This window comes from Algoriphagus sp. AGSA1 (assembly GCF_021390545.1).
GTDB lineage: Bacteria > Bacteroidota > Bacteroidia > Cytophagales > Cyclobacteriaceae > Algoriphagus.
In genome coordinates this window covers 52,609-76,009 of sequence record NZ_JAJUWR010000029.1, presented here as the reverse complement: position 1 = coordinate 76,009, position 23,401 = coordinate 52,609, and the positions used below count along the sequence as shown (strand labels likewise).

The following is a 23,401-nucleotide window of genomic DNA, read 5'->3' as shown; positions in this document are numbered from 1 at the left end:
ACCGAGCTTGCCCAAGCAAGAAGGAAACCCTCAAGGCCTGAAATCAAGCGGGAAACCAAAAAAAAGGTCTTCTTACATTTAAACCGAATGAGGGTTTTTAGACGAACTGACGTTAGAGCAATTTTAGACAGCTAGGGATGAACAGACAAAAATTTATAAAAAGGACTTTTTGGGGACTTTCCGGAATAGGTTTTTTCAGCGGCTTGTATTCTTGGCAAATTGAACCATTTTGGTTGGAATTTGTAAAAGTTAAAATGCCAATAAAGAATTTGTCAAGGGATTTAGTTGGTAAGACGCTTATGCAAATAAGTGACATTCATATTGGAAATCGTTTTGACTATCATTTTATAATTAACTCATTCAAAAAAGCAAGAGAATTTAACCCTGACTTTGTTGTTTATACTGGGGACTATGTAAGTACCTACAAAGACGAAGTTCAGTATAACAAATTAGAAGAGACATTAAAGAACGCAGTTAAAGGGAAAGCAGGAACTATTGGCATTTTAGGCAATCACGACTACGGGCGAAATTGGTCGCAAAGCGCAGTTGCAGACAAAGTTTCGGAAATGCTTAAAAGTAACGGAATTAACTTATTAAGAAATGAAAGCACAGAGGTGAACGGACTAAACTTTATTGGCTTTGACGATTTTTGGGGGCTAAACTTCAATCCTGAAAAAGCAATGAATAGCTTTGACAAATCCAAGGCAAACATTGTGTTGTGCCATAATCCTGACGTTTGCGACTTAAATATTTGGGGAAACTATAATAGCTGGATATTATCAGGACATACTCACGGAGGACAGGTCAAACCGCCTTTCCTTCCTGCTCCAATGCTTCCTGTAAAGAACAAAAAGTATTCAGCGGGGCAGATAGAATTAAGCAACGACAGAACATTATACATAAACAGAGCATTAGGTCATTTATGGCAAGTAAGATTCAATGTCAGACCTGAAATAACAATATTTGAACTAACAAACAGTGGATAAGCTGCGGCCAATCGAGAAACCGGACCTGACCCTATGATGGCTGGTCGGGTTTTTCACTGTAACCCTTGGCAGAAGACTACCAAAGACCATAAGTAAACTGCCGTTACTGCTACTTGTATTATTTACATTCAATGCCCGTGCGCGACATAAATTACTGAAAAATCAAAAATGGGATATAAAAAAGATTAGACGCCTATCAAAACGAAAAATTTCATAGGTTGATTTATCAATTAGGTAAGGAACCCGTGCCCCGTGAAGTGACTGGTTTTCACACCTGTTTTTTAGAAATGGCGGCAGCTTAGATAACCATGAAAACTTTAAGATAAGCATCTCAGATATTCAGAAAAAAGCCTCCCAAAACAAATCGGAAGGCCTTTTATGCTATGCTGTCTTATTTTCTGATTACTTCGTCTTAGGAAGCACGTTCGAAATCAAAGAGACTTTCTCGATCGGTTCAGAAGCATTGGAGTAAACTCTCACTACGGAATTCTGTTTCCCCATTTTGCCGGCAGAATTAAAAGACACCTTGATCTCTGCCGATTTGCCTGGAGCGATTGGCTCCTTTGGCCAGCTTGGGACGGTACATCCACAGGTAGCGGCTACATTGGAGATTATCAGCGGAGCGGAACCGGTATTCGTAAGTTCGAACGTATGGGAAACCTTATCTCCTTGGGTGATATCCCCAAAATCAATGGATTTTTCTTTGAAAGTGATTGATGCACCACTTTGTTCCTGAGCATTGGCATTGAATGCAAACACCAAAGCAAAGACGGTCAATAATACTCCTAATTTTTTCATGGCTATACTTATTTGATACTCAAATATTCAATTTTTTAAGTCAACTTCAAAATAACGGAATTCAAAGCTTTTGGATGTCTCCTTCACAATTTATATTGAAAATACCTTGCCAAAAGCGCTTTCATAATGCTTAAATATATTAACAGCTGAGGGCACGGCTGTATTTTTTTCACCTGCTTCTCCACTGCCCAGGCCTAAGTCATAGGCCACTCCCGTTCTATTCTTTGCGAAATCTTTTCTCACGCATTTCCAGCCGCGGCCCCCGGCTTGGATCTCAATTCTTTAAATCTTGGCTCTTGGTTTTTTGGTTCTAAAATCTTGATTCTTGATTCTTACTTCCATCACTCCTCCCCATCCACTCCCTTAGGTTTCACAAAGAAGCTATGGGAAAAATTCACCAGATACAATTCTTCCGTAGCCCGGGTAATGGCAGTATAGAGCCATCGTACAAACTCCCTATCCACTTTATCTTCCGTAAGGTAACCTTGATCTACAAAAACCGCCTTCCACTGCCCCCCTTGAGCCTTGTGACAGGTCAGTGCATAAGCAAACTTCACCTGTAGGGCGTTTAGGTAAGGATCTTTTTTGATAAGCTCCATCCGTTCTTTCTTGCTTGCTATATCCGCATAGTCCTCCGATACCTGCTGGTACAGGCTCCTGTATTGATCCCGTGTCAGAGAAGGGCTTGGAGAATACAGGGTATCCAGGATCACTTTTGCTTCAAAGTGGGGCTCATCTGGATAATCAAGCAGTCTAAGCTCCAACGTGGCAAATCGCAAACCATACAATTCCTCAAAAGACCTGATTTTCATAACCTCCGCCATATCCCCATTAGCAAGGAAATTCACTTTCTCCGATTCAGCCATATAGGTGTAATTGTTCTTCACTATCATCAGGAGATCACCTGAGCTGATCTCATCCTCATAGAAGTGGATCATCCTACGGATATACTGGTTGTATTGTACAGCGGCTTTATTGGAACGGGTCACGATGATAGTATTCTCAGCCCCATACTTATCATAGGCATAGCGCAAGCCATCCTCGAGGCGTTCTCCCGTCATCTTAAAAGTGTCCTTGAAAGTCTGTGTGCTGATCAGGATTTTAGGCGTGTCACTCACTATTTCGAGTCGTAGGTTGGTGGCGTTATATAAAATCCCAGATTCCAATTTCTGCCTCATTACCTCCGTAAGCTCTACCTGGTCTGTGTCTAGGCGATAGTGACGCTGTAAATAACCAGACTCCAAAGCAGGACTGTACTCACTGCCTACAGGTGGAAGCTGGGCCGTATCCCCCACTAAGATCAGCCGGTTGTTCTGTCCATGGAATACATAGCTGATAAGATCCCCCAGCAAGTTGCCGGACATCCCCCCGTCGTCGGCCAGCATAGAAGACTCATCGATGATAAATACCGTGTCCTTGTAATAATTTTTCTGAAGAATAAATCCCCCTCCCAAACTGCCATCTTCGGCTTTTGGCTTGTAAATGATTTTATGGATGGTAAATGCAGCCCTACCGCTGTAATTACTCATCACTTTGGCAGCTCGTCCGGTAGGTGCCAATAAAAGGGAACGAAGCGAGAGTTTAGGGAGAATCTGCACCAAAGCAGAAATCAGGGAAGTTTTTCCAGTCCCTGCATAGCCCCGCAGGACAAAAGCCTGTTTTATCTCCGAATCACTTAACAGGAACGCATCCATTTTCTTGAAAAAAGTATGCTGCCCCAAAGTAGGTTCAAAAGGGAACTTATTAACCAGAAAATCGGAAGGCCTCCACAAAGGCTTGCTATCTTTACCCATAGAAGCGAATGTAAATGGCAAACAAGGACATCAGCAAGGAAATCAGCGCGAAATTTGGAAATCAACTCCGCTCAAGGGTAAATGGCATTCTCATAGAAGATGGAAAAATCCTCATGATCAAACACCTGATGGGCAATGACCGGTACTTTTGGTCTGTACCTGGAGGGGGCATGCATTTCGGACATGGAGCTGCGGAAAATCTAAAAAGGGAATTTTTGGAAGAAACTGGCCTTCATATAGAAGTAAAAGACTATCTTTTCGTCCATGAATACCTTGATGTCCCACTTCATGCCATGGAACATTTCTTCCTGGTGAAGCGGAATGGGGGGAAATTAATCCGGGGAATAGATCCAGAACTGTATCCTGACTCCCAAATAATCGAAGAAGTCAAATGGATGAGTATATTTGAAATCCAGTCATTGCCTCATGCCGCCCTTCATCAAATCTTTTGGGGAATTAATTCCCTTGAGGACTTAGTATTGTTGCGAGGATATTTTAATTTTGGAAATAATTCTCTAAAATAGCACGATTTATAACCTTCAACCTTACCCAGATTCTTAAAAATTTAGCAAATGAATTTATCAAAAGTACTATCCTTGGTTTTCTTCCTAGTGGCAATCGGTCTTGGCTACCTTCTATGGAAGGGTGTTGATGACGTAGTTGAAGAAGAAAAAAGAATCGCGCTCATCGAAGCTGCAATCATCGAAAAGCTGCAAATGCTCAGAGATGCCAACTTAGCTTTCCAAGCTTCTAACGGAAGATATGCCAATGATTGGAATGAACTGAAAACCTTCATCCAAACCGGTAAGATTTGGCTTATACAGAAAAAGGAAACCACCAAGATCCTTGATTACGGCGCCGAAGAGACTACCGTGACCTATGACACGCTAGGTTCTGTAGCTGTAATTGACTCCCTGTTCAACGAAAGAAAATACCCTAACTTCAATTTAGATGCATTGGCGACCGTCCCTGGTTCAGGAGGAAAACAATTTGAATTCTTCGCCAGCAAAGTAGAGAGAAACTCGTATGAAGTATCAGTATTCGAGATCAGAGACCCTGCTCCGATCAACCCGAATAGAAGATTGAACAACAACGAAAAAGCCTTGAAAGTAGGTTCAAGAACAGATGCCTCTACTGAAGGTAACTGGAAATAAAACCTCCTATTTTGGAAAGCAATCTGAAAGTATTTAGAAGTGATAGGTTTGATGTGGAAGACACAGCAAGCCTATCACTTTTTTTGTACCCTGAGTCTCTGTTCATTTTTGCCAAGGACAAGAACCGGACAAATATCTGTATCAACCTGTACGAAGATTTTGAATGGAGTTCTCTGGAGCAACTACTTGTCTCAGATCAATTGTTACGAACCGATCTGCCCGCAACAGTTTATCTGCATCAGCCCGAGTTCAGCTTGGTACCCGGGGTACTGTACCAGCCTGGCCAAGAGTCATCTTACTTGGGTTTTGCACTGGATCTACCAGCCCATACCAGCTATTTCAGTACTGGGCTGGACAGCAATAACCTCCAGGTAGTTTCCTGTGTTTCCGCAAAACTAAAAAAGTCACTTGAGGCACGCTTTACGGAGCTTTCATTTCATCATGGCGCCGTATCTTTTCTCTCTTATTTGTTCAAAGAAAGATTCAACCTCATAGGCCAGGAAATCCTCATCAGCATTTTAGGTAAGCAAATCTATGCAGCCGCATTCTCCAACCAAGAACTGGCAGCGTTCAATGTGTTCGATATAGGTTCAAAGGACGATATTCTGAAGTACGCCTTGATTCTCATAGAGCAACTCAAGTTTGAAAGGAATCTGGTGCGGATAAGTGTATTTGGCGCAACCAACCAAAGTGGTGTTTCTGAAAGCTGGGGAAAGGAATATTTCCATAATTTCCGACTCTTAGCTGCCCATGCCAACCAAACCTACACACATGGGTTTAAACATTTGAAATCCATTAATTTATTTGAAACAAATTGGCAATTTGACTAAGCCATAACACCCTGACAGGTATTACTAAAACGGGCAGGTCCCAATTTCTCCTTTGAACTCAAAAAGTGATTTCCTTTAGTTTTGGACAGACACAATGAAGATGAAAAAAATTGCCATTTTCCCAGGCTCATTCGATCCCTACACGCTGGGCCATCACGACATCGTGATGAGAAGCTTGAACTTATTCGATGAAGTGATCATCGGCATAGGATATAATTCCAGCAAAAAAACCCGGTACTTTGACATAGATGCCATGGTAGCCAAGGTGAAAGGCGTGTATGAAAATACTCCTGAGGTAAAAGTCATCGTCTATAATGAACTCACCTCCACCCTGGCCAAAAAGCATAATGCCCAGTTCTTGATAAGAGGCCTGAGAAACACCACGGATTTTGAATATGAAAATACGATCAGCCAAATGAACCGGTATTTGAATCATGAATTGGAAACCGTTTTTTTGATCACCTCTCCTCGCTATGCCGCTATCAGTTCCACTATAATCAGGGAAGTCCATCGATTCGGAGGTGATGTGACGGAGTTTCTTCCCTACAACGTCTGAGCTTTCAGGTGATTTTTTATGTACTGCTTGAACAGGTATCGCATCGATGGGTAGGAGTTTACCAAGGCTATTTTTGCATCTCCCTCCGAAAACCACCTGATATCCTCAATTCCCTCTTCTTTTTGCGGTGTCATCAGGGCATCGTCAAGACAGTCCATCTCAAACCAATATGTTTTTTTAAGGATGCTTTTCCGGTTTTGGGTGTAGGTATGCCAAGTATTGCAGATTTTGCCCCCTGCTTTCACTTTTATCGCACACTCCTCTTCCACCTCCCTTACCGCACATTGCTTTGGGGTCTCCCCTTTCTCGAATTTGCCTTTGGGGAAATCCCATTTTCCAAGTCTGTAGATCAATAATATTTTATCCTTTTTTGCAACTACCCCGCCTGCGGCTTTGATGGTAAAAAAGCGGCTTTTTACAAATTTCTTCAACGCCGACTTATCCTTGCTTACCAAGGTGATGGAATCCAGATCCTTTAGCTTACGGGTACGCAATAAATACAGTAATCGGATAATGAGGTCATGGGAAGGTTCATGGAATAGAATATCATCTTTCCAGGGCAAATTGGTAGGAAGCTCCTCCAGATGATGGTAAACTGCCTCATAGGACTTCGACGGGTTCAGCTCCTCGTAGCTTATCAGGTCAAACGGTTTGTCGTTCACAAAGATTCTCATGGGCGAATCAAAGGCATGGTTGGAATATGCCAAAAGTGCATATTTTTTTACCTTGCCACAACCTTAACCTGCGTTAATCTCTTAATTTTGATCCATGGAAATTTTAGATGCGAATGTAGCTGCTGAAGTAGCTGATAAATTATTGGAAATCCAGGCAATCCGCCTACAGCCTGAAAAACCCTTCACCTGGGCCTCTGGATGGAAATCACCTATCTATTGTGACAACAGACTCTCCCTTTCTTTTCCTGGAGTGAGGACGCTGATAAAAGATCAGCTGGTAAGATGTATCCAACATTATTTCCCCAATGTCGAAGCTATCGCCGGAGTAGCGACCGCAGGAATTCCTCAGGGCGCCTTACTGGCCAATGAGCTAGACTTGCCCTTCATCTACGTACGATCCAAGCCTAAAGGGCATGGAATGGAAAACATGATCGAAGGAAAGGTAGTCCCGGGACAAAAAGCAGTCGTCGTAGAAGATTTAGTCTCCACAGGAGGGAGTTCCCTCAAAGCTACCCAGGATCTGTTGGATGCGGGCTTTGAAGTCCTGGGGATGGTAGCCATCTTCAGCTACGGCTTTGATGTGGCCGCACAAAATTTTGAAAAAGCCAATATGAAGCTGGTCTGCCTCAGCCACTACGAAGCAATGCTGCCTAGGGCTGTAAAGAGAAATTATATTACCAACGATGCCCTAGCGTCACTATCCGAATGGAGAAAAGACCCGGAAAACTGGAAAAAGCAAGTTTAATTTAAACCGTTCACAGAGACTGGCCCAGAAGTACTAAGATCAGCAGTGTAGTAAAAAGTAAAGAGGGCAGCATAGATCACGATGGCGAGGAGTCTAAGACTAGCCTATAAATCTACTGATAGACTTCGCTCCGGCTGAGAATGAGCAGGTACTTTAAGACAGTTCCTGCTCATTTTACTTTGCTTCGGAAGGATACCAACCTGCATACATAGGGTAATTTTTGGCTGTTCTGGTGATAACTTCTTCCATCACCGCTCCGGTATCCTTGACTTTCCGCGCTGGCATGCCCGCATAAATGGAATTCGCTTCTACAATCGTATTGGCCAGCACCACCGCTCCGGCCGCAATCACAGCGCCGGAATGCACCTCTGCCCCATCCATCACAATCGCCCCCATCCCAATCAGAACCCTGTCGTGTATAGTACATCCATGAACGATCGCATTATGGGCTATGGATACCTGATCTCCAATATAGGTACCTGCTTTTTGATAAGTGCAGTGAATCACAGCCCCGTCCTGTATGTTGGTGTCATTGCCGATACGGATCTCATGCACGTCCCCACGGATCACGGCATTGAACCACACGGTACAGTTATTTCCCATGATTACGTCCCCCACCACCGTGGAATTTGGCGCCAACCAACAACTGTCCCCAAATACCGGCTTTTTACCGTTTACTTCTACTAGCAATGCCATTTTTCTAGAACCTATTCCGTTTCAATTATTAATTAATCAGAAACAAAGTTTCACTTTTTCTTTTGAGTAACGAACTTTTTGACAAAATTTGAGTTTTCGTGTATATACATTTAAATTAGAATCTAAACTCATCACAATGAAAACAATCAAACAATCAGGATTAATCCTAGCAGCGGCTCTTATGACATTTGCCTGCGGCAAATCTGGCGACACCGTAGAAGCAACTGACGCACAAGAAGTAGCTCAGGCAGAGGGAACTACTCTAACTGTTGATACCGGAGCAAGTACTATTGCCTGGACTGGTTACAAACCTGCCGGACAGCACAACGGCATAATCCCCGCAGTAGAAGGCACCCTAACTACCCAAGGTGAGACAATCGCCGGTGGAAAAATCACTTTCGACATCACTAAGTTGGAAATTCACGACCTGGAAGCAGGTTCTGAAGATTATGGCAAGCTTCATGGCCATCTGCAGTCAGCAGATTTTTTTGATGCAGCCACCCACCCTACCGCCACCTTTGAAATCACTTCGGTGGAACCGTTCTCTTCAAGCGACTCTGTTTCAGACAAAGATGAATTTGAAACTGAATACACCCCTTCATCTGATTCTGAATTGGCACCTGATGCTCCTACGCATTGGATCAGCGGTAACCTTACCATGAGAGGAACCACCAAAAACATCAAGTTCCCAGCAGCGGTAAGCATATCAAACGGAACTGCAACTGTGAAGGCAGGGTTCAACATCGACAGAACAGACTGGGGTCTTTCCTATGGTGACGAGGCTTCCGCTACTGACAAGACAAAAGACAAATTCATTTACAACAGCGTGTCTATCGTTTTGGATACAAAAGCAAATTAAGAATTAATGCATATCAGCTTTTGTCCCAATAAAGCAATAAAAGCACCATAGGATCCAGAAAACGCAAGCATAGAGGCCACTTCGGTCACCCGTCATCGGTCTTCTAGCCAGTACAACAAGGAAATATCACTACTGGCATCATTGCAGATAATCACAAAGAATTAACTATTCTGGATTTAAAGAGGAAATCAGCCGATTTCCTCTTTTTTTTGTCTTGCCATGTCCAGACCCTCATTCATCTACCCTATTCCGGATAAATCCTGGATCGAAAAACTTTGCCGTTGGGCAGACCTACATTTTGACTTTTTCGCCTTTAGCAATGGAAATGGCCATAGCTATCCTGAAGAACCTTTTGCCACAAGGTTCTTTGCGGGAAACAAACAGCTTGCAGAAAACGAACTCTGGAGCGAGCATGCGGATTTCGCAAGGGTGGGAATAATAGGATACGACTTCAAAAATAGGCTGGAAAAGCTCCAAAGTGTCAACCCTGCCTTTTTTGAACTTCCTGAACTATGCTTTTTCCTACCTACGCTATCGATGGACTTTCACCAAAATGAAATCCATTCGGCTCATGAACTGGATAGGCTGTTCTGGGATGAAATAGAACACATGGAAATCCCACGAACTCCAAATACCCGCTGCCATGTCAGTCCTCAGCTTACTAGAGAAAGCTATCTTCAAACAGTCAAAACCATTCAAGATCACATTGTAGAAGGCAACACTTATGAATGCAACTTTTGTCAGGCCTATTCAGGATCCTTTGAAGCCTGGGATCCAATAGGAGCCTATTTCAAGCTCAACAGTCTTTCTGCCATGCCTTTTTCCGCTCTTTTCAAAGCTAAATCGCAATGGCTAGTTTCAGCCTCTCCCGAGCGATACCTGAAAAGAACCGGGAGTAGGATCATTGCCCAACCTATCAAAGGAACCATCAAGCGCGGACGTTCAGAAACCGAAGATAGAAGGAACAAGGGTATTCTAGCCTCCAGTGAAAAGGAGCAGGCAGAAAACCTGATGATCACAGATCTGATGCGAAATGATCTGTCCAAGATTTCCGTGACAGGAACTGTCCAAGTCAGGGAGCTTTTTGGAATCTACCCCTTGCCGCGCGTGTTTCAGATGATCAGTACCATAGTTTCCGAGTTGAAAGAAGAGATAGGCTTCTCCGACATCATCCACGCATCCTTCCCCATGGGAAGCATGACAGGTGCGCCAAAGATCCGCACCATGGAAATCATCGATGAACTGGAAAGCTTCAAAAGAGGCTGGTTTTCGGGTGCTTTTGGAGTGATTGAGAAAAATGGGGATTTTGATTTCTCCGTGATTATACGGAGCATCATAGCTGATCTCGAAGTGAAAAAACTCTATTTTGGAGTGGGGAGCGCAGTCACCTATGATGCTGACCCAGAACAGGAATATGAGGAATGTGGCCTCAAGGCCCAGGCAATTCTAGAAGTGCTCAGTGGAAAATGACCAGGAAAATATAACCAGTCCAACCCGCAAAATCATCCATGTGGACATGGATGCATTTTACGCTTCCGTGGAGCAACTGGATCACCCAGAATGGCGAGGTAAACCACTGGTAGTGGGCGGAAATGCTGCCAGAGGGGTGATTGCTGCGGCAAGTTATGAGGCCCGGAAATATGGCGTTTATTCCGCTATGCCTTCGGTCTTGGCAGCCAGGAAATGCCCTCAACTGATTTTTGCACCTGCCAGATTTGAACGGTACCGGGAGATATCCAGTCAAATCCGGGAGATTTTTTATGAATACACAGACTTGGTAGAGCCTCTTTCCTTGGATGAGGCATTTATGGATGTGACGGAGAATAAAAAAGAGCTCAGATCCGCTATCCTTATTGCCAGACAGATCCGTCAAAAAATCAAAGAACGAACAGGTTTAAATGCCTCCGCAGGTGTTTCTTACAATAAATTTCTGGCAAAGATCGCCTCAGACCTCAATAAACCCAATGGACAGGCAGTGATTCTGCCTGAGGAAGCTGAGGAGTTTCTGGAAAAGCTCCCTATCAAAAAATTCTTTGGGATAGGAAAAGTGACGGCAGAAAAAATGGGTAGTCTGGGCATCCACACTGGCAAGGATTTAAAGCAGTTTTCACTGCAGTACCTCACCCGGAAATTTGGCAAATCAGGTATCCATTACTTCAACATCGTCCGTGGCATCCATCTCTCCGAGGTGCAACCGCATCGTATCAGAAAATCCCTAAGTGCAGAAAACACCTTTGCCAATGACCTGTTGGCCACCGAAGATTTGCTGGCAGCCTTAAAGCCCATCTGCGATGAACTGATCAGACGGATAAAGAAATCCGGTATAAAAGGCCGTACCATAACCCTGAAAATCAAATTTTCGGACTTCACCCAACAGACCCGCAGCAAAACCCAAGAGCAATATCCCGATGAAGAAAACATCTGGGAGATCGCTCAGGAACTTTTGGTCCAAGAGTCGTTCGGAAAATCTATCCGCCTTCTAGGACTTGGCGTCTCCAATCTCAACATAGTGGAAGAACATCAGCATTTTGGTGAGCAGCTGAAAATACCTTTTGATTCTAATGATCCCTAAAGTTATCCCATGTACACCTCCAATACATGTACAGATTCGGATGCGCACAAATTTTTACACCCATATTAAAGGATTCTGCAGTTAAATTAGCAAGTTATAGGTTATTGTCCGAAATTTTATATTAGGTAATTGTAGCATTTCTGATGTTGATCACGTACGGGGAATAAGAAGTAAGTTAATCAGACACTTAAACCAATGATGATATGAGAACTTATTTATTTCTTCCAATTCTTGCCTCATTTTTTTCACTAGCAGGCTGTAACCAAGATGATACACCAAACTCAGATTATCCCGCTTGGATTTATCTTTATTTCGATTTCGTAGATACAGATGGTAAAAAACTGCCCGAATCTTATGTTGAAATCGTAAATGCCCAACTTGACCATAATGGCAACCTAATCCCTTTTGGAAACGAATTCGAATGGCTTCCTGTGGGGCTCTCTAGTATGAAAGAAGATACATTCTTCGGTCCTATGATAGTAGGGGGCAACGTAGAAGAAACCATAGAATACAAAGAACAGTCTCTTAAGCGTGATTATTATTATCTATATCGCTTTTCCGAAAGTGATATAGATACGCTTAGAGTTCATTCCACATCAATAGTTACCGAACAAAACCATGTGATGCAAGGTGGTATTGCAGTTTTCTACAACGGTGAGCTGGTAACCAGTTATAAATGGTTACCGGATACCGGCAATACTACTTCAGGTATTTACTATTTTGACGACAATGAAGTTGTATCCACACAGGCACATAGATATCCGTGGATATTGAAAATTATAAAAGGAAATTAGAGAAATCTAGTAATTTATATTGTAATACATGTATTTGTTAACCCAAAATAGTAAGAACTATGAAACAATCTTTTACACATTATTTCCAAAAAGCCCCACTTTTATTCCCATTCTCTCGGGCTAAAGTTTTCTTTGTTTTATTGATCTGCACTTTTATTGGTGCCGGTTCTATATTCGGTCAGGAGCAAAAGGAACCCCTAGAAGCATTCTGTGGAACGGTCAGCGAACCGGATGACTATAAAAAAGCTGTTTTCTTTGGCAATAATCAGTTACTGGTAGATAATCTCATTAAAGAGGGATTTAATATTGATGAAAACTACCTGAACCGACTTGGGGATAATTAAGAAATTTTATCTATAAGGGAAAATATGGTCTCCAATCAGACATCTTTGCGTTATATCCCAATAAAAGCCTGGATTTATCGGCAAAACAATGGTACAGGTAATATTACCTTGGCTCAATTGGAGCAGGTTATTGAAGGCCTTAATGATCTCTATAGTTCACAAACCAATATCCGCTTTTATCTACTCTGCGATGTAGATGAGATCAACAATAGTGATTTTGCCAATAACGGAGCAGCATTTTACAATACTTATATTACTAACAATAGAATTCCCGGGGCATTAAATATTCACTTTGTGATTGAATCAGGTGCTTGGGGAGGCCGTGCCCAATTCCCTTGGTATAATCCGAATTATGCCAGTGCTGTGGAAACATTTTTTCTGACGGAGGAAGTGATATCAGGAATACTTGCCCACGAAGTTGGACATAACTTGGGATTGTTCCATACCCACCATCCCGGAAGAAACAACAACCATGATAAAAATGAAGACTGCGGGGACTGCTATCAAGAATCGGTAAGCAGATCCCGTACACAAGGTCTTGCCTGCGTCAGTACTATAGGGCAGAGAAAATGTGAGGTTAACGGGGATTTTCTCTGTGATACACCTGCTGATCCTGCCTTAGTATGGGCTGGCAGGCTTCCTAATGTTTCTTATGTAAATAACTGCAATTACCTTACCGCAATAGGAGGAACGGACAATTGGGGAGAGAACTGGCAGCCAAATGTCGCCAATATCATGAGCTATGCTCCTACACAGTGTTTCAACAACTTCAGTCCTCTCCAGATAGGGACAATGATTGGTTTCATCAGTGATATTGGAATAACTCCGGTAAATTTCTCCATAACTGGTAACTCACAGCTGTGCATTAATCAGTCCTCTACTTATACTGTTAATGCTTTACCGGGTATCAATACTTATACCTGGGAAGTTCCCCAAGGATATTCCATTATCAGTGGCCAGGGCACAAATTCCGTGGTGGTGCAAAAAAATGTGTCCAGTGGAGGGACGATTCGGGTACGTCCAAACTGCGGTACATTTGAGGCCACTTTTGAAGTAATGAATATGTCTTCAGTCACAATTGAAGGCCCATACGTGGTATGTCCAAATATCGGTTATTCTTACCAAGTGCCTTTCTATGAAAATGCTACCTATACATGGTCTGTTACAAATGCTACTATTATTGATGGACAGGGAACCCGATTTCCATATATTATTTTTGATGGCTATAATGGTAGTTCATTACATGTTAACATAAGTGTTCCCGGTTGTACCTCCAATATCCAGGGAACTATTGGAGTAGCCCGATATCCGGAACAACAATGTAATAGCATGCGAGCTGAAGAAGAGGAAACTGAAGAAATAGAAAAGGAAATAAATGAGGAAGAGAGTTTAGAGGGAGAAAAACAGGAAACCCAAGAAGAGATGAAGGAAGTATCGCATGGAAATATGCGTATTTTCCCAAATACAGCAACTTCTTCCACGACCATCGAATGCCCCGATGAAAAAGGACTGTATCAATTATTTATATTCAATTCGACCGGAGATAATGTTTTTTTCAACAGAAAAGTGCAGGGTAGGTATGAACTGGATATAAATAATCTGAAAAATGGTATTTATATCGTATATCTGGTTAATTCTAATGAGGTCTATCAGGAAAAACTGATTGTTCAAAAGTAAGGTAAATATTGGAGGGGATATAATAATAATTATACTGATTCTTTCCCCTCCTTATTTTTATTAAAAATTCTCTGATTTCACCCAACAGACCCGCAGCAAAACCCAAGAGCAATATCCCGATGAAGAAAACATCTGGGAGATCGCTCAGGAACTTTTGGTCCAAGAGTCGTTCGGAAAATCTATCCGCCTTCTAGGACTTGGCGTCTCCAATCTCAACATAGTGGAAGAACATCAGCATTTTGGTGAGCAGCTAAGGATACCTTTTGAAGAATAGGAAGGCTTCATTCCCTCCAAATGGCCTACTATTTGGAAGTACTAAAAATGCCTACTCAAATGAAGATAAACCCAGTGACCCAACTTTAGGCGTTTTAACAAAATAAAGAATCATACTTTCTGCCATTTTGTCCGCATTTTCGTAATTTCGCCCTCCGAAAGAATGGAAATACCCAAGTACATGAATAATTTGATTGCAGACATAGATATCATTTCAGGGGAAGAAGCACAAGCCTGCGACTTCAAAACCACTGTAGATGAAAATACCGGCAAAACCCGGAAACTGTATATAGAGAGCTACGGCTGCGCCATGAATTTCGCTGATTCGGAGATTGTCGCGTCTATCATGAAGGAAGGCGGGTTTGATACTACCTCAGACTTTAATCAGGCAGATGTGATCTTCCTGAATACCTGTTCCATACGCGAAAAAGCCGAACAGACAGTCAGAAAACGACTCTCGGACTTCAACAGGGCTAAAAAGAGCAATCCTGAGATGACCATAGGTGTGCTGGGATGCATGGCAGAGCGTCTGAAGGAGAAGCTCCTAGAAGAAGAGAAAATCGTGGACATAGTCGTAGGCCCTGATGCCTACCGTGACCTGCCTAATCTACTTGCCGTAGCAGAAGAGGGACAGAAAGCCGTTAACACTTTTCTTTCCCGTGAGGAAACCTACGCTGATATCGCACCTGTACGGCTAAATTCCAACGGGGTGTCCGCGTTTATCTCCATCATGCGGGGATGTGACAATATGTGCTCCTTCTGCGTGGTGCCCTTCACCAGGGGCAGGGAAAGAAGCCGAGACCCCTACTCCATAGTAGAAGAAGCCAAGCAGCTTTTCTCCCAGGGATACAAGGAAGTGACTTTGCTGGGCCAAAATGTGGACAGCTACAAGTGGTCCCCTGAGGAAAACAACAAAGCCAGACTGAATAAAAAAGAAGAACAAGTATCTACGGTAATCAACTTTGCCAATTTGCTCGAAATGGTAGCTTTGGTAGATCCTTCACTCAGAATCAGGTTCTCCACTTCCCATCCCAAGGATATCACCGACGAGGTACTATATACGATGAAGAAGTACGATAATATCTGCAAATACATCCATCTGCCTGCCCAGAGCGGAAATTCCAGAGTATTGGAAATGATGAACAGAACCTACGACAGGGAATGGTATCTGGAGCGGGTAGCCAAAATCAGGGAAATCCTAGGAGAGGAATGCGGCATATCCTCGGATATGATCACAGGATTCTGCAGCGAAACGGAGGAAGAGCATCAGGACACACTTTCCTTAATGGACATTGTGAAATTCGATTTTTCTTACATGTTCTTCTATTCAGAGAGACCGGGGACTTTGGCCGCAAAAAAATATGCGGATGACATCCCGTTGGAGGTGAAGAAAAGAAGGCTGGCCGAGGTGATCACCAAGCAAAGTTCGCTTTCGCATGAGCGGAATAAACTGGATCTTGGCAAGGAGCAGCTCATACTGATAGAAGGGACTTCCAAAAAATCAGCAGAGGAACTAAAAGGACGGAACTCAGCCAATAAAGTAGTGATCGTACCTACTGGAAACTACTCCAAAGGGGATTACATAAAAGTAAAAATCACCGACTGTACACCGGCAACGCTGTTTGGCGAAGTGATCGAAGTAAACCCGAGTTTTTAATGATAACAAACCCAGAAATTCAAAGCGTAAAACAACGCTTCGGGATCATTGGCAACAGTCCGCATCTGAACCATGCGATACAGGTAGCTATGCAGGCCGCCCCTACAGACATGACTGTCCTGATCACCGGGGAAAGTGGCAGTGGTAAGGAGAGTTTTTCCAAGATCATCCATTCCTTAAGCCTGAGAAAACACGGCAAATTCATCGCGATCAACTGTGGGGCGATTCCTGAGGGAACTATCGATTCCGAGCTTTTCGGACATGAAAAAGGCTCCTTTACCGGTGCTCATGAAGCCAGAAAAGGGTATTTCGAAGTTACCGATGGAGGATCAATATTTCTGGACGAAATAGGTGAAATGCCACTGGGAACCCAGGCTAGGCTACTCCGGGTGCTGGAAAACGGGGAATTCATCAAGGTAGGCTCCTCAAAAGTCCTGAAAACCAATGTTCGGGTAATCACCGCTACCAATGTCAAACTGCTCAATGCAGTGGAAAAAGGCAAATTCAGGGAAGACCTCTATTATCGGCTGAATACCGTCCCGATCTTTGTCCCCCCGCTTCGTGAGCGCGGAGAGGATGTGGTGTTGCTGTTCAGAAAGTTCACCTCGGACTTCTCTGAAAAATATCACGTGCGCCCTATCTCGCTGGATATTGAAGCTCAGGCGGCATTAATGCGGTACTCTTTTCCGGGCAACATCCGTCAATTGAAGAATATAGCGGAACAGATCTCACTGCTGGAAAATGAGCGGGAAGTGGATGCGGCTACCTTGTCGAAATACCTTCCTTCAGACAACTCACGACTGCCGATGGCGCTTCCTCACCAATCAAAAAGCGGGGAAACCACGGATTTCTCCGAGCGGGATTTATTGTACAAAGTGCTTTTTGATATGAAAAAGGACATGAATGAGTTGAAGAAACTGGTGCTAGAAAGTTACCATAGTGGCGGGTTGAATTCGAACATCATCCAAAAGCATCAGGGGCTGTTCGAGGATATGGATAGTGGATTTGGCACCAAGGAAAATACGGAATCCAACCCTAGTTACGTTCCTTTGGTGATAGATTCCAATAAATCCGGCCCATCCCAAGACGATGGTTATGAAGATGATGCCATCGAGGACATTATCCACGAAGAGGATGACAACTCCCTCTCGCTGGAAAAGAAAGAAAAAGAGATGATCCTAAGAGCTTTGCGAAAGCATAACAATAAAAGAAAGTATGCGGCCAGCGATCTGGGGATCTCTGAGCGTACCCTATATAGAAAAATCAAGCAATATGAAATTGACCAATAAGCTTCCAGTACTTGCACTGGGATTGGTCTTTTTCCTATTCCAAAGCTGCTCAGTCAAATACAGCTTCACCGGCACCAATATCAACTATGATGTGGTCAAGACCTTCACCGTAGAAAACTTCTTCAATGACTCCGGGGGAGGACCTGCCAATATTGAGCAACGATTCACAGAAGCACTGAAGGAATATTACCAGAGAAACACCCAGCTGGAACTGGTACGTACCAATGGTAACCTGCAGTTTATGGGAGCTATCACAGGATACACCCTCACTCCCCAGGCGGCTGTATCCAGTGGAGACCCCAACCGTCCTGATCGTGCAGGTACCATGCGGCTCACTATAAGAGTAGAGGTAGAATATATCAACACCACCGATGAAACCGAAAATCTAAAACGTCCGTTTTCCTTTTTCCAGGATTATGACCCACGGACCACCACCTTCCTGGATGTGGAAAGCGAGTTGGTGGATGAGATTTTCACCAGTATCATTCAGGATATTTTCACAGCTACAGTTGCCAACTGGTAAATTGCCTATATTCATTAATCAAAAGAAAACCGCACGTGAACGCAGCCCAGTTTTTAGAAATAATCCAAAAATCAGATTCCTTAGATAGATCTGACATCCTGCGGTTGCAGAAAGTGCGGGAGAATTTCCCTTATTTCCAGATTCCCTACGTCCTCACGGCCCGATTTGAATATCAGAAAGACGGTATCGAAAACATCCCGACACTAGGCTATGCAGCCATTACGAGTCCTGACAGAGTTTGGCTTAAAAGCCTGATAGAAAAGCCAGCAATGGAGGTCCCTAGTGCAAAAGTGTCGATAGAGAAGCCAAAAGACCCTGTTCCCGAGGAAGCCGCAACCCATAAAAGTGAGCCCCATCCGGAGGTCAAAGCCGCACCGGCCAAGTCAAGGCCAAGAAGAAGAAAACCACCGCAGGATGATCTTATAGAGACCATCAAGAAAAAAGAAAAAAAAGCAATACTTGATACGAAGAAAAAGGAGCAGATTGATCTGATCAAAGCTTTTAGCAAAAAAACCATAAAGCTAGCCACCATCAAAGAGATCGAGGCAAACCAGAATACCGAAAATCTGGCAGCCAACAGCACCAAAATCAATGACAATCTTCTGTCAGAGTCTTATGCGAAAATTCTTGCAAAACAAGGGAAGAAGCAGCTGGCCATCGAAATTTATGAGAAATTGCTATTGAAGTTTCCGGATAAAAGGGCTTACTTTGCGGACTTGATTGAAAAACTGAAAGATTAACACCCACTTAATATGTTTACTTTATTGATTACAATTATTCTAATATTGGCAGTACTGCTGATTTTAGTAATCTTAGGCCAGAACTCTAAAGGAGGTGTTGGTGCAGCATTTGGAGGAGGCGCCTCCCAAATCATGGGTGTGACCCGTACCGGAAACGTACTGGAGAAAGCCACCTGGGTTTTGGCGGTTTCCATATTGGTGCTTTCCTTGGCCTCATCTGCGTTTTATGGCGGCCCTCAATCCAATCAGTTTTCATCTCCAAATATCGAGAACGCCAAGCAGCAAATAGTTGCCCCTTCATTTGGCGAGGATGAAAGCCTACTTCCTGCCGCTACTGAAGAGGCTCCTGAAGAAAGTGATACTGACTCAGTTGACTAAGTGAAATAGTCGCTCAGCACATAAAGTCTGCTCCGAAAGGGCAGACTTTTCTTGTATATATGCCTTTCTTAAAATCAAATCTTTAGAAAAGGGGACTCAACCCTTCTAGGACTTGACAGAAACAGTCTTTAACAAAAGCCGCTTACTGATGGGCACCAAGGTCTCCTCTATGGGGAATTCCTGCTGGCTATGAATCCTCCACGTAGCGGGGTTTGGCAGCTCCTTGATTTCTTTGACCAGATCCATTTTGATTTTTTCCAAGGTATTGACCAGACTGCGCTGGAATACGCCTATTAGCCACATGCTGATACTGCGGAATTTTTCGCCGGCAAAATGTATCAAACCAGACTTGTACCGGAAAGCATGTATTTCTTTTTTCTTTTCTCTTGAAAGCAAAATATAGCCTTCCTGATTGTAGATAGGCAATATCCCCACGGGTTCGAATTCCAACTGGTCTTCCACATAGTCGTAGATGGCCTTGCCTTCCTCTATCTGGGCACCAAATTTGGGCAGGGCATATTCAGTAATCAGGGAAAGCTCTTTCATAATCCCTTCCTCATTGATGGTAGAAAGGTAATTGAGTTTCCCACGTTGGAGGTCGATGGATTCCAGGGTTTTTGGAAAGAGGTTTTTCAATTCAGTTTTACCTGACTTCAATTCTTGCAGATTCCGGTAGTGGTCTATCAATTCAGCTAAAACGGGATAAAGCTTTATTTGCTGGAATCGTCTGTTGGACTCCTGTAGATAGGCTAGCAACTGATACTTTTTATACTCAAAATCTATGTGGCCTTCTGTGATCCAGTTTTTAGGTAGTGTAGTCATAAGCAAATAGGTTTGACTATAAATTACGAAATTCTGACAATTCTGTATCATTGTTAGCAAAAATGGCAGTGATTTCTGCCAATTAAATTTAGCCTCTCGGCCCTATTGACGGACATTTACGGCCGATTTGTCAGCCTTTGGCCCTATTATTTCATTGGCACAGGAAGTGCTATTAGGCAAATACATTTTAAACTAACCTTAAACGAATTTATATTATGTCAAATGTGAACATCAAACCTCTTGCAGACAGAGTTTTGGTACAACCTGCTGCAGCTGAAGAGAAAACAGCATCTGGTCTTTACATCCCAGATACGGCGAAAGAGAAACCACAAAAAGGCACTGTAGTGGCAGTAGGAAATGGCAAAAAAGATGAGCCTTTGACTGTGAAAGTCGGGGACACTGTACTGTACGGCAAATACTCCGGCACAGAACTCAGTGTAGAAGGAAGCGACTACCTCATCATGAGAGAGTCAGACATCTTTGCAATCCTTTAATCAATCATCCTAAATCGTTAACCAAAAACATTTAACAAAATGGCTAAGCAATTATTTTTCAATACCAGCGCGAGAGATCAGCTGAAAAAAGGTGTAGATGCACTTGCAGATGCGGTAAAAGTGACCTTGGGACCAAAAGGTCGTAACGTGATCATCGATAAGAAATTCGGTGCCCCTACCATTACCAAAGATGGTGTATCGGTAGCAAAAGAAATCGAATTGGAAGAGCCAATCGAAAACATGGGTGCGCAGCTGGTAAAAGAAGTAGCTTCCAAAACCGCTGACAATGCAGGTGACGGTACTACTACCGCTACTGTACTTGCCCAATCTATCTTCGGCGTAGGTATCAAAAACGTAGCTGCCGGAGCTAACCCAATGGACCTTAAGAGAGGTATTGATAAAGCTGTATCCGCTGTGGTAAAGCAACTTCAGGCTGACTCCAAGCAAATCTCTACTTCCAAAGAAATCGCTCAGGTGGCAACCGTATCTGCCAACAATGACGAGGAAATCGGAACGATGATTTCTGATGCAATGGACAAAGTAGGCAAAGACGGTGTCATCACCGTAGAAGAGGCTAAAGGCACTGAAACTGAAGTGAAAACTGTAGAAGGTATGCAGTTTGACAGAGGTTACCTTTCTCCTTACTTCGTGACCAATACGGAGAAAATGGAGGCTGAACTGGAACAACCATACATTTTGATCTACGACAAGAAGATCTCTTCCATGAAGGAGCTTCTTCCAGTACTTGAGCCAGTGGCCCAGTCAGGTAAGCCTTTGGTAATCATCTCTGAAGATGTAGATGGCGAAGCTCTTGCGACCCTAGTAGTAAACAAAATCCGTGGCGCTCTGAAAGTGGCCGCTGTGAAAGCTCCAGGTTTCGGTGACAGAAGAAAGGCTATGTTGGAAGACATCGCTATCCTTACGGGAGGCACTGTGATCTCCGAAGAGAGAGGCTTCAAACTGGAGAACGCGACTATCGACATGCTAGGTAGAGCTGAGAAAATCAACATCGACAAGGATAACACGACTATCGTAAACGGTTCAGGTGATGCCGCTGCCATCAAAGGCAGAATCTCTGAGATCAAAGCACAAATCGACAAAACCACTTCTGATTACGACAGGGAGAAACTGCAGGAAAGACTTGCAAAACTATCCGGCGGTGTAGCTATCCTATATATCGGTGCTGCCACTGAAGTGGAAATGAAAGAGAAAAAAGACCGTGTAGATGATGCTCTTCACGCTACTAGAGCTGCCGTCCAAGAAGGCGTTGTAGTAGGTGGCGGTGTCGCACTGGTAAGAGCTGCTGAAGCACTTAATGAGCTCAAAGGTCTAAATGAAGATGAAGATACAGGTATCAACATCATCAGACAGGCTATCGAGTCCCCACTCAGAACAATTGTTTCCAATGCAGGTGGAGAGCCTTCCGTGGTGATCAATAAGATCAGGGAAAACAAAGGAAACTATGGTTACAACGCCAGAACTGATGTCTATGAAGACTTGTTCAAAGCTGGTGTAATCGATCCTACTAAAGTAACCCGTCTGGCATTGGAAAATGCGGCCTCTATCGCCGCGCTTCTTTTGACTACTGAGTGTGTAGTAGCTGATATCAAAGAAGATGCTCCTGCCATGCCTCCAATGGGCGGCGGCGGAGGAATGGGCGGCATGATGTAATCATCCACTCCAAAAATCCAAAAGGAGGTTCCCAGGGACCTCCTTTTTTATTGCCTGAATACTAGCATTTCTATAGGATAAAATTAAAAAAGGTAGTTAAACCTTTTTCTTGGATCAGTATTAATTGTATTTTGGCTAAGTATAAAACTCCCTTTTCCCACACCCGTATTCTCTCAATGGCTCAATTTGACACCATTTTTCTAGTGGATGATGATCCGATAAACAACCTGATCAATAAAAGACTACTTGGAAAAGTTGGTATCGCTGAAAAAATAGAAGAATTCCTTGAGGGTGAGGAAGCGCTCATCAGGCTCAATGACCTGGATCCAAAGCAGTCCCTCCTGATCTTTTTGGATATCAATATGCCGGTATTGAATGGCTGGGAATTTCTGGATAAATACCTGCAACTACACCCCGGAAGAGAAGATAAAATAGTCATCCTGTCCAGCTCCATCGATTATCAGGACAGGTTTAAAGCCCAGGAATATTCCATCGTCTCAGGTTTTCTGGAAAAACCCTTGACCTTGGAGAAAATCAAGCTCCAAATGGAGAAATATCAATGATTATACTAACAGCTCATTTTATCACGGGCGCAAATTGCTTCCAAATCTCCAGGATCAACTGCAGATGGATTATGTTCCGGTTTTTGAGCTACAGCATATGAAACCAGAAAAAAGGGTAATACAGACCAATAGACACCACTGACCTACCTTGTACTGATCTTTGCATTTGGAGCATTTTTAAAAAGACACATGGAATTCACTTTTCAACTACGCTAGGAAATCACTATTTTTAAAGACAATTAGTTTTTTATGACAGGAGGTGCCGGCTTTATTTCCTCAGCAAATAAATCTTCGAAGGAAAATCGAAACCTTGGAAAGATACGCCCAAAACGCAGGGGATCTGAAGGTATTTCCAGAGAAAAAAACATGGACAAGGCCGATCTGAAAAACATAGATGACAGCATTAATTATAGAATGGACAGACGAAGTTCATTTGCGAGAAGCAGCTATTTCTTCGCCGGATTGGTTTCTCTTATTATCGGCTTGCTTTTATATATGCTGTTTTCTTGATAT

General features: G+C 43.2%; 26 protein-coding genes and 1 pseudogene. 22 read left to right on the top strand and 5 right to left on the bottom strand.

What is annotated here, in order from left to right:
* Positions 1-137: 137 nt before the first annotated feature.
* Positions 138-986 (top strand): metallophosphoesterase, encoded by an 849-nt coding sequence (locus tag LZF95_RS20395; protein ID WP_233756964.1) that lies wholly within the window; start codon positions 138-140, stop codon positions 984-986.
* 402 nt (positions 987-1,388) lie between these two features.
* Here the strand turns inward: LZF95_RS20395 and LZF95_RS20390 are convergent, their stop codons facing one another.
* Together LZF95_RS20390 and LZF95_RS20385 are read right to left on the bottom strand one after the other, a co-directional pair.
* Positions 1,389-1,784, bottom strand: a complete 396-nt coding sequence (locus tag LZF95_RS20390; protein ID WP_233756962.1) for a DUF1573 domain-containing protein — start codon at positions 1,782-1,784, stop codon at positions 1,389-1,391.
* A gap of 341 nt (positions 1,785-2,125) precedes the next feature.
* On the bottom strand, positions 2,126-3,577 hold the full coding sequence (locus tag LZF95_RS20385; protein WP_233756960.1) for an ATP-dependent RecD-like DNA helicase: 1,452 nt from the start codon (positions 3,575-3,577) through the stop codon (positions 2,126-2,128).
* Positions 3,578-3,591: 14 nt separating this feature from the next.
* Between LZF95_RS20385 and LZF95_RS20380 the strand changes: the two genes are divergently transcribed.
* From LZF95_RS20380 to coaD, 4 genes are all read left to right on the top strand, one after another.
* On the top strand, positions 3,592-4,101 hold the full coding sequence (locus LZF95_RS20380) for an NUDIX hydrolase (protein ID WP_233756958.1): 510 nt from the start codon (positions 3,592-3,594) through the stop codon (positions 4,099-4,101).
* A 48-nt stretch (positions 4,102-4,149) separates the two neighbouring features.
* The gene (locus LZF95_RS20375) at positions 4,150-4,731 is read left to right on the top strand and encodes a hypothetical protein (protein WP_233756957.1); all 582 of its coding nucleotides are present in this window, start codon (positions 4,150-4,152) and stop codon (positions 4,729-4,731) included.
* Between the two features lie 11 nt (positions 4,732-4,742).
* A complete protein-coding gene (locus LZF95_RS20370) occupies positions 4,743-5,561 on the top strand; it encodes a DUF3822 family protein (protein ID WP_233756956.1) in 819 nt (272 codons plus the stop codon).
* A gap of 100 nt (positions 5,562-5,661) precedes the next feature.
* On the top strand, positions 5,662-6,117 hold the full coding sequence (gene coaD / locus LZF95_RS20365; RefSeq protein WP_233756955.1) for a pantetheine-phosphate adenylyltransferase: 456 nt from the start codon (positions 5,662-5,664) through the stop codon (positions 6,115-6,117).
* Here the strand turns inward: coaD and LZF95_RS20360 are convergent.
* Complete coding sequence (locus LZF95_RS20360; RefSeq protein WP_233756990.1) at positions 6,105-6,791, bottom strand: NUDIX hydrolase; 687 nt, start codon at positions 6,789-6,791, stop codon at positions 6,105-6,107. The two genes, coaD and LZF95_RS20360, sit on opposite strands and share 13 nt — an antisense overlap.
* Positions 6,792-6,885: 94 nt before the next feature.
* On the opposite strand from LZF95_RS20360, the gene pyrE reads away from it, so the two are divergent.
* Positions 6,886-7,536 (top strand): orotate phosphoribosyltransferase, encoded by a 651-nt coding sequence (pyrE, locus tag LZF95_RS20355; protein ID WP_233756954.1) that lies wholly within the window; start codon positions 6,886-6,888, stop codon positions 7,534-7,536.
* A 174-nt stretch (positions 7,537-7,710) separates the two neighbouring features.
* On the opposite strand, the gene LZF95_RS20350 is transcribed toward pyrE, so the two are convergent.
* Complete coding sequence (locus tag LZF95_RS20350) at positions 7,711-8,232, bottom strand: gamma carbonic anhydrase family protein (protein WP_233756953.1); 522 nt, start codon at positions 8,230-8,232, stop codon at positions 7,711-7,713.
* A gap of 136 nt (positions 8,233-8,368) precedes the next feature.
* Here LZF95_RS20350 and LZF95_RS20345 point away from each other — a divergent pair, with 136 nt between their 5' ends.
* The 12 genes and pseudogenes from LZF95_RS20345 (at position 8,369) to secG (ending at position 19,338) form a co-directional block, all read left to right on the top strand.
* On the top strand, positions 8,369-9,091 hold the full coding sequence (locus LZF95_RS20345) for a YceI family protein (protein WP_233756952.1): 723 nt from the start codon (positions 8,369-8,371) through the stop codon (positions 9,089-9,091).
* A 219-nt stretch (positions 9,092-9,310) separates the two neighbouring features.
* A complete protein-coding gene (locus LZF95_RS20340) occupies positions 9,311-10,561 on the top strand; it encodes an anthranilate synthase component I family protein (RefSeq protein WP_233756951.1) in 1,251 nt (416 codons plus the stop codon).
* Positions 10,551-11,663: a DNA polymerase IV gene (gene dinB / locus LZF95_RS20335; protein WP_368670792.1), complete on the top strand. Its 1,113-nt coding sequence runs from the start codon at positions 10,551-10,553 to the stop codon at positions 11,661-11,663. Before LZF95_RS20340 ends, dinB begins: the two co-directional genes overlap by 11 nt.
* A gap of 203 nt (positions 11,664-11,866) precedes the next feature.
* Positions 11,867-12,457 carry a hypothetical protein gene (locus tag LZF95_RS20330; RefSeq protein WP_233756948.1) on the top strand — a complete coding sequence of 197 codons (591 nt, stop codon included), beginning with the start codon at positions 11,867-11,869 and terminating at the stop codon, positions 12,455-12,457.
* 59 nt (positions 12,458-12,516) lie between these two features.
* A complete protein-coding gene (locus tag LZF95_RS20325) occupies positions 12,517-12,801 on the top strand; it encodes a hypothetical protein (RefSeq protein WP_233756946.1) in 285 nt (94 codons plus the stop codon).
* Positions 12,802-12,846: 45 nt separating this feature from the next.
* Positions 12,847-14,478, top strand: a complete 1,632-nt coding sequence (locus LZF95_RS20320) for a T9SS type A sorting domain-containing protein (protein ID WP_233756945.1) — start codon at positions 12,847-12,849, stop codon at positions 14,476-14,478.
* A gap of 76 nt (positions 14,479-14,554) precedes the next feature.
* A pseudogene (locus LZF95_RS20315) lies at positions 14,555-14,752 on the top strand (DNA polymerase IV); the annotation flags it as partial.
* Positions 14,753-14,932: 180 nt separating this feature from the next.
* Entirely contained in the window at positions 14,933-16,408 is a 1,476-nt protein-coding gene (gene miaB, locus LZF95_RS20310; RefSeq protein ID WP_233756943.1) for a tRNA (N6-isopentenyl adenosine(37)-C2)-methylthiotransferase MiaB, read from the top strand.
* Positions 16,408-17,697 (top strand): sigma-54-dependent Fis family transcriptional regulator, encoded by a 1,290-nt coding sequence (locus tag LZF95_RS20305; RefSeq protein ID WP_233756941.1) that lies wholly within the window; start codon positions 16,408-16,410, stop codon positions 17,695-17,697. Before miaB ends, LZF95_RS20305 begins: the two co-directional genes overlap by 1 nt.
* Positions 17,681-18,220 (top strand): LPS assembly lipoprotein LptE, encoded by a 540-nt coding sequence (gene lptE / locus LZF95_RS20300; protein WP_233756939.1) that lies wholly within the window; start codon positions 17,681-17,683, stop codon positions 18,218-18,220. Before LZF95_RS20305 ends, lptE begins: the two co-directional genes overlap by 17 nt.
* Before the next feature lie 35 nt (positions 18,221-18,255).
* Positions 18,256-18,960: a hypothetical protein gene (locus LZF95_RS20295; RefSeq protein WP_233756937.1), complete on the top strand. Its 705-nt coding sequence runs from the start codon at positions 18,256-18,258 to the stop codon at positions 18,958-18,960.
* Between the two features lie 12 nt (positions 18,961-18,972).
* The gene (gene secG / locus LZF95_RS20290) at positions 18,973-19,338 is read left to right on the top strand and encodes a preprotein translocase subunit SecG (protein ID WP_233756935.1); all 366 of its coding nucleotides are present in this window, start codon (positions 18,973-18,975) and stop codon (positions 19,336-19,338) included.
* 105 nt (positions 19,339-19,443) lie between these two features.
* Here secG and LZF95_RS20285 read toward each other — a convergent pair whose 3' ends face one another.
* The gene (locus LZF95_RS20285) at positions 19,444-20,160 is read right to left on the bottom strand and encodes a hypothetical protein (RefSeq protein WP_233756933.1); all 717 of its coding nucleotides are present in this window, start codon (positions 20,158-20,160) and stop codon (positions 19,444-19,446) included.
* Between the two features lie 215 nt (positions 20,161-20,375).
* Here LZF95_RS20285 and groES point away from each other — a divergent pair, with 215 nt between their 5' ends.
* The 4 genes from groES (at position 20,376) to LZF95_RS20265 (ending at position 23,398) form a co-directional block, all read left to right on the top strand.
* The gene (groES, locus tag LZF95_RS20280; RefSeq protein WP_086542933.1) at positions 20,376-20,654 is read left to right on the top strand and encodes a co-chaperone GroES; all 279 of its coding nucleotides are present in this window, start codon (positions 20,376-20,378) and stop codon (positions 20,652-20,654) included.
* Between the two features lie 39 nt (positions 20,655-20,693).
* Positions 20,694-22,325, top strand: coding sequence for a chaperonin GroEL (gene groL / locus LZF95_RS20275; RefSeq protein ID WP_233756931.1), 1,632 nt, complete (start codon positions 20,694-20,696; stop codon positions 22,323-22,325).
* 176 nt (positions 22,326-22,501) lie between these two features.
* Positions 22,502-22,888 (top strand): response regulator, encoded by a 387-nt coding sequence (locus tag LZF95_RS20270; protein ID WP_233756930.1) that lies wholly within the window; start codon positions 22,502-22,504, stop codon positions 22,886-22,888.
* A gap of 366 nt (positions 22,889-23,254) precedes the next feature.
* Positions 23,255-23,398 carry a hypothetical protein gene (locus LZF95_RS20265; RefSeq protein WP_233756928.1) on the top strand — a complete coding sequence of 48 codons (144 nt, stop codon included), beginning with the start codon at positions 23,255-23,257 and terminating at the stop codon, positions 23,396-23,398.
* The last annotated feature ends 3 nt before the right edge of the window (positions 23,399-23,401 follow it).

Coding starts and splice junctions, on each gene's coding strand:
- LZF95_RS20395 (WP_233756964.1), top strand. CDS start 138: ATGAACAGACAAAAATTTATAAAAAGGACTTTTTGGGGACTTTCCGGA.
- LZF95_RS20390 (WP_233756962.1), bottom strand. CDS start 1,784: ATGAAAAAATTAGGAGTATTATTGACCGTCTTTGCTTTGGTGTTTGCA.
- LZF95_RS20385 (WP_233756960.1), bottom strand. CDS start 3,577: ATGGGTAAAGATAGCAAGCCTTTGTGGAGGCCTTCCGATTTTCTGGTT.
- LZF95_RS20380 (WP_233756958.1), top strand. CDS start 3,592: ATGGCAAACAAGGACATCAGCAAGGAAATCAGCGCGAAATTTGGAAAT.
- LZF95_RS20375 (WP_233756957.1), top strand. CDS start 4,150: ATGAATTTATCAAAAGTACTATCCTTGGTTTTCTTCCTAGTGGCAATC.
- coaD (WP_233756955.1), top strand. CDS start 5,662: ATGAAAAAAATTGCCATTTTCCCAGGCTCATTCGATCCCTACACGCTG.
- LZF95_RS20360 (WP_233756990.1), bottom strand. CDS start 6,791: ATGAGAATCTTTGTGAACGACAAACCGTTTGACCTGATAAGCTACGAG.
- pyrE (WP_233756954.1), top strand. CDS start 6,886: ATGGAAATTTTAGATGCGAATGTAGCTGCTGAAGTAGCTGATAAATTA.
- LZF95_RS20350 (WP_233756953.1), bottom strand. CDS start 8,232: ATGGCATTGCTAGTAGAAGTAAACGGTAAAAAGCCGGTATTTGGGGAC.
- LZF95_RS20345 (WP_233756952.1), top strand. CDS start 8,369: ATGAAAACAATCAAACAATCAGGATTAATCCTAGCAGCGGCTCTTATG.
- LZF95_RS20340 (WP_233756951.1), top strand. CDS start 9,311: ATGTCCAGACCCTCATTCATCTACCCTATTCCGGATAAATCCTGGATC.
- LZF95_RS20330 (WP_233756948.1), top strand. CDS start 11,867: ATGAGAACTTATTTATTTCTTCCAATTCTTGCCTCATTTTTTTCACTA.
- LZF95_RS20325 (WP_233756946.1), top strand. CDS start 12,517: ATGAAACAATCTTTTACACATTATTTCCAAAAAGCCCCACTTTTATTC.
- miaB (WP_233756943.1), top strand. CDS start 14,933: ATGAATAATTTGATTGCAGACATAGATATCATTTCAGGGGAAGAAGCA.
- LZF95_RS20305 (WP_233756941.1), top strand. CDS start 16,408: ATGATAACAAACCCAGAAATTCAAAGCGTAAAACAACGCTTCGGGATC.
- lptE (WP_233756939.1), top strand. CDS start 17,681: ATGAAATTGACCAATAAGCTTCCAGTACTTGCACTGGGATTGGTCTTT.
- secG (WP_233756935.1), top strand. CDS start 18,973: ATGTTTACTTTATTGATTACAATTATTCTAATATTGGCAGTACTGCTG.
- LZF95_RS20285 (WP_233756933.1), bottom strand. CDS start 20,160: ATGACTACACTACCTAAAAACTGGATCACAGAAGGCCACATAGATTTT.
- groES (WP_086542933.1), top strand. CDS start 20,376: ATGTCAAATGTGAACATCAAACCTCTTGCAGACAGAGTTTTGGTACAA.
- groL (WP_233756931.1), top strand. CDS start 20,694: ATGGCTAAGCAATTATTTTTCAATACCAGCGCGAGAGATCAGCTGAAA.
- LZF95_RS20270 (WP_233756930.1), top strand. CDS start 22,502: ATGGCTCAATTTGACACCATTTTTCTAGTGGATGATGATCCGATAAAC.
- LZF95_RS20265 (WP_233756928.1), top strand. CDS start 23,255: ATGGACAAGGCCGATCTGAAAAACATAGATGACAGCATTAATTATAGA.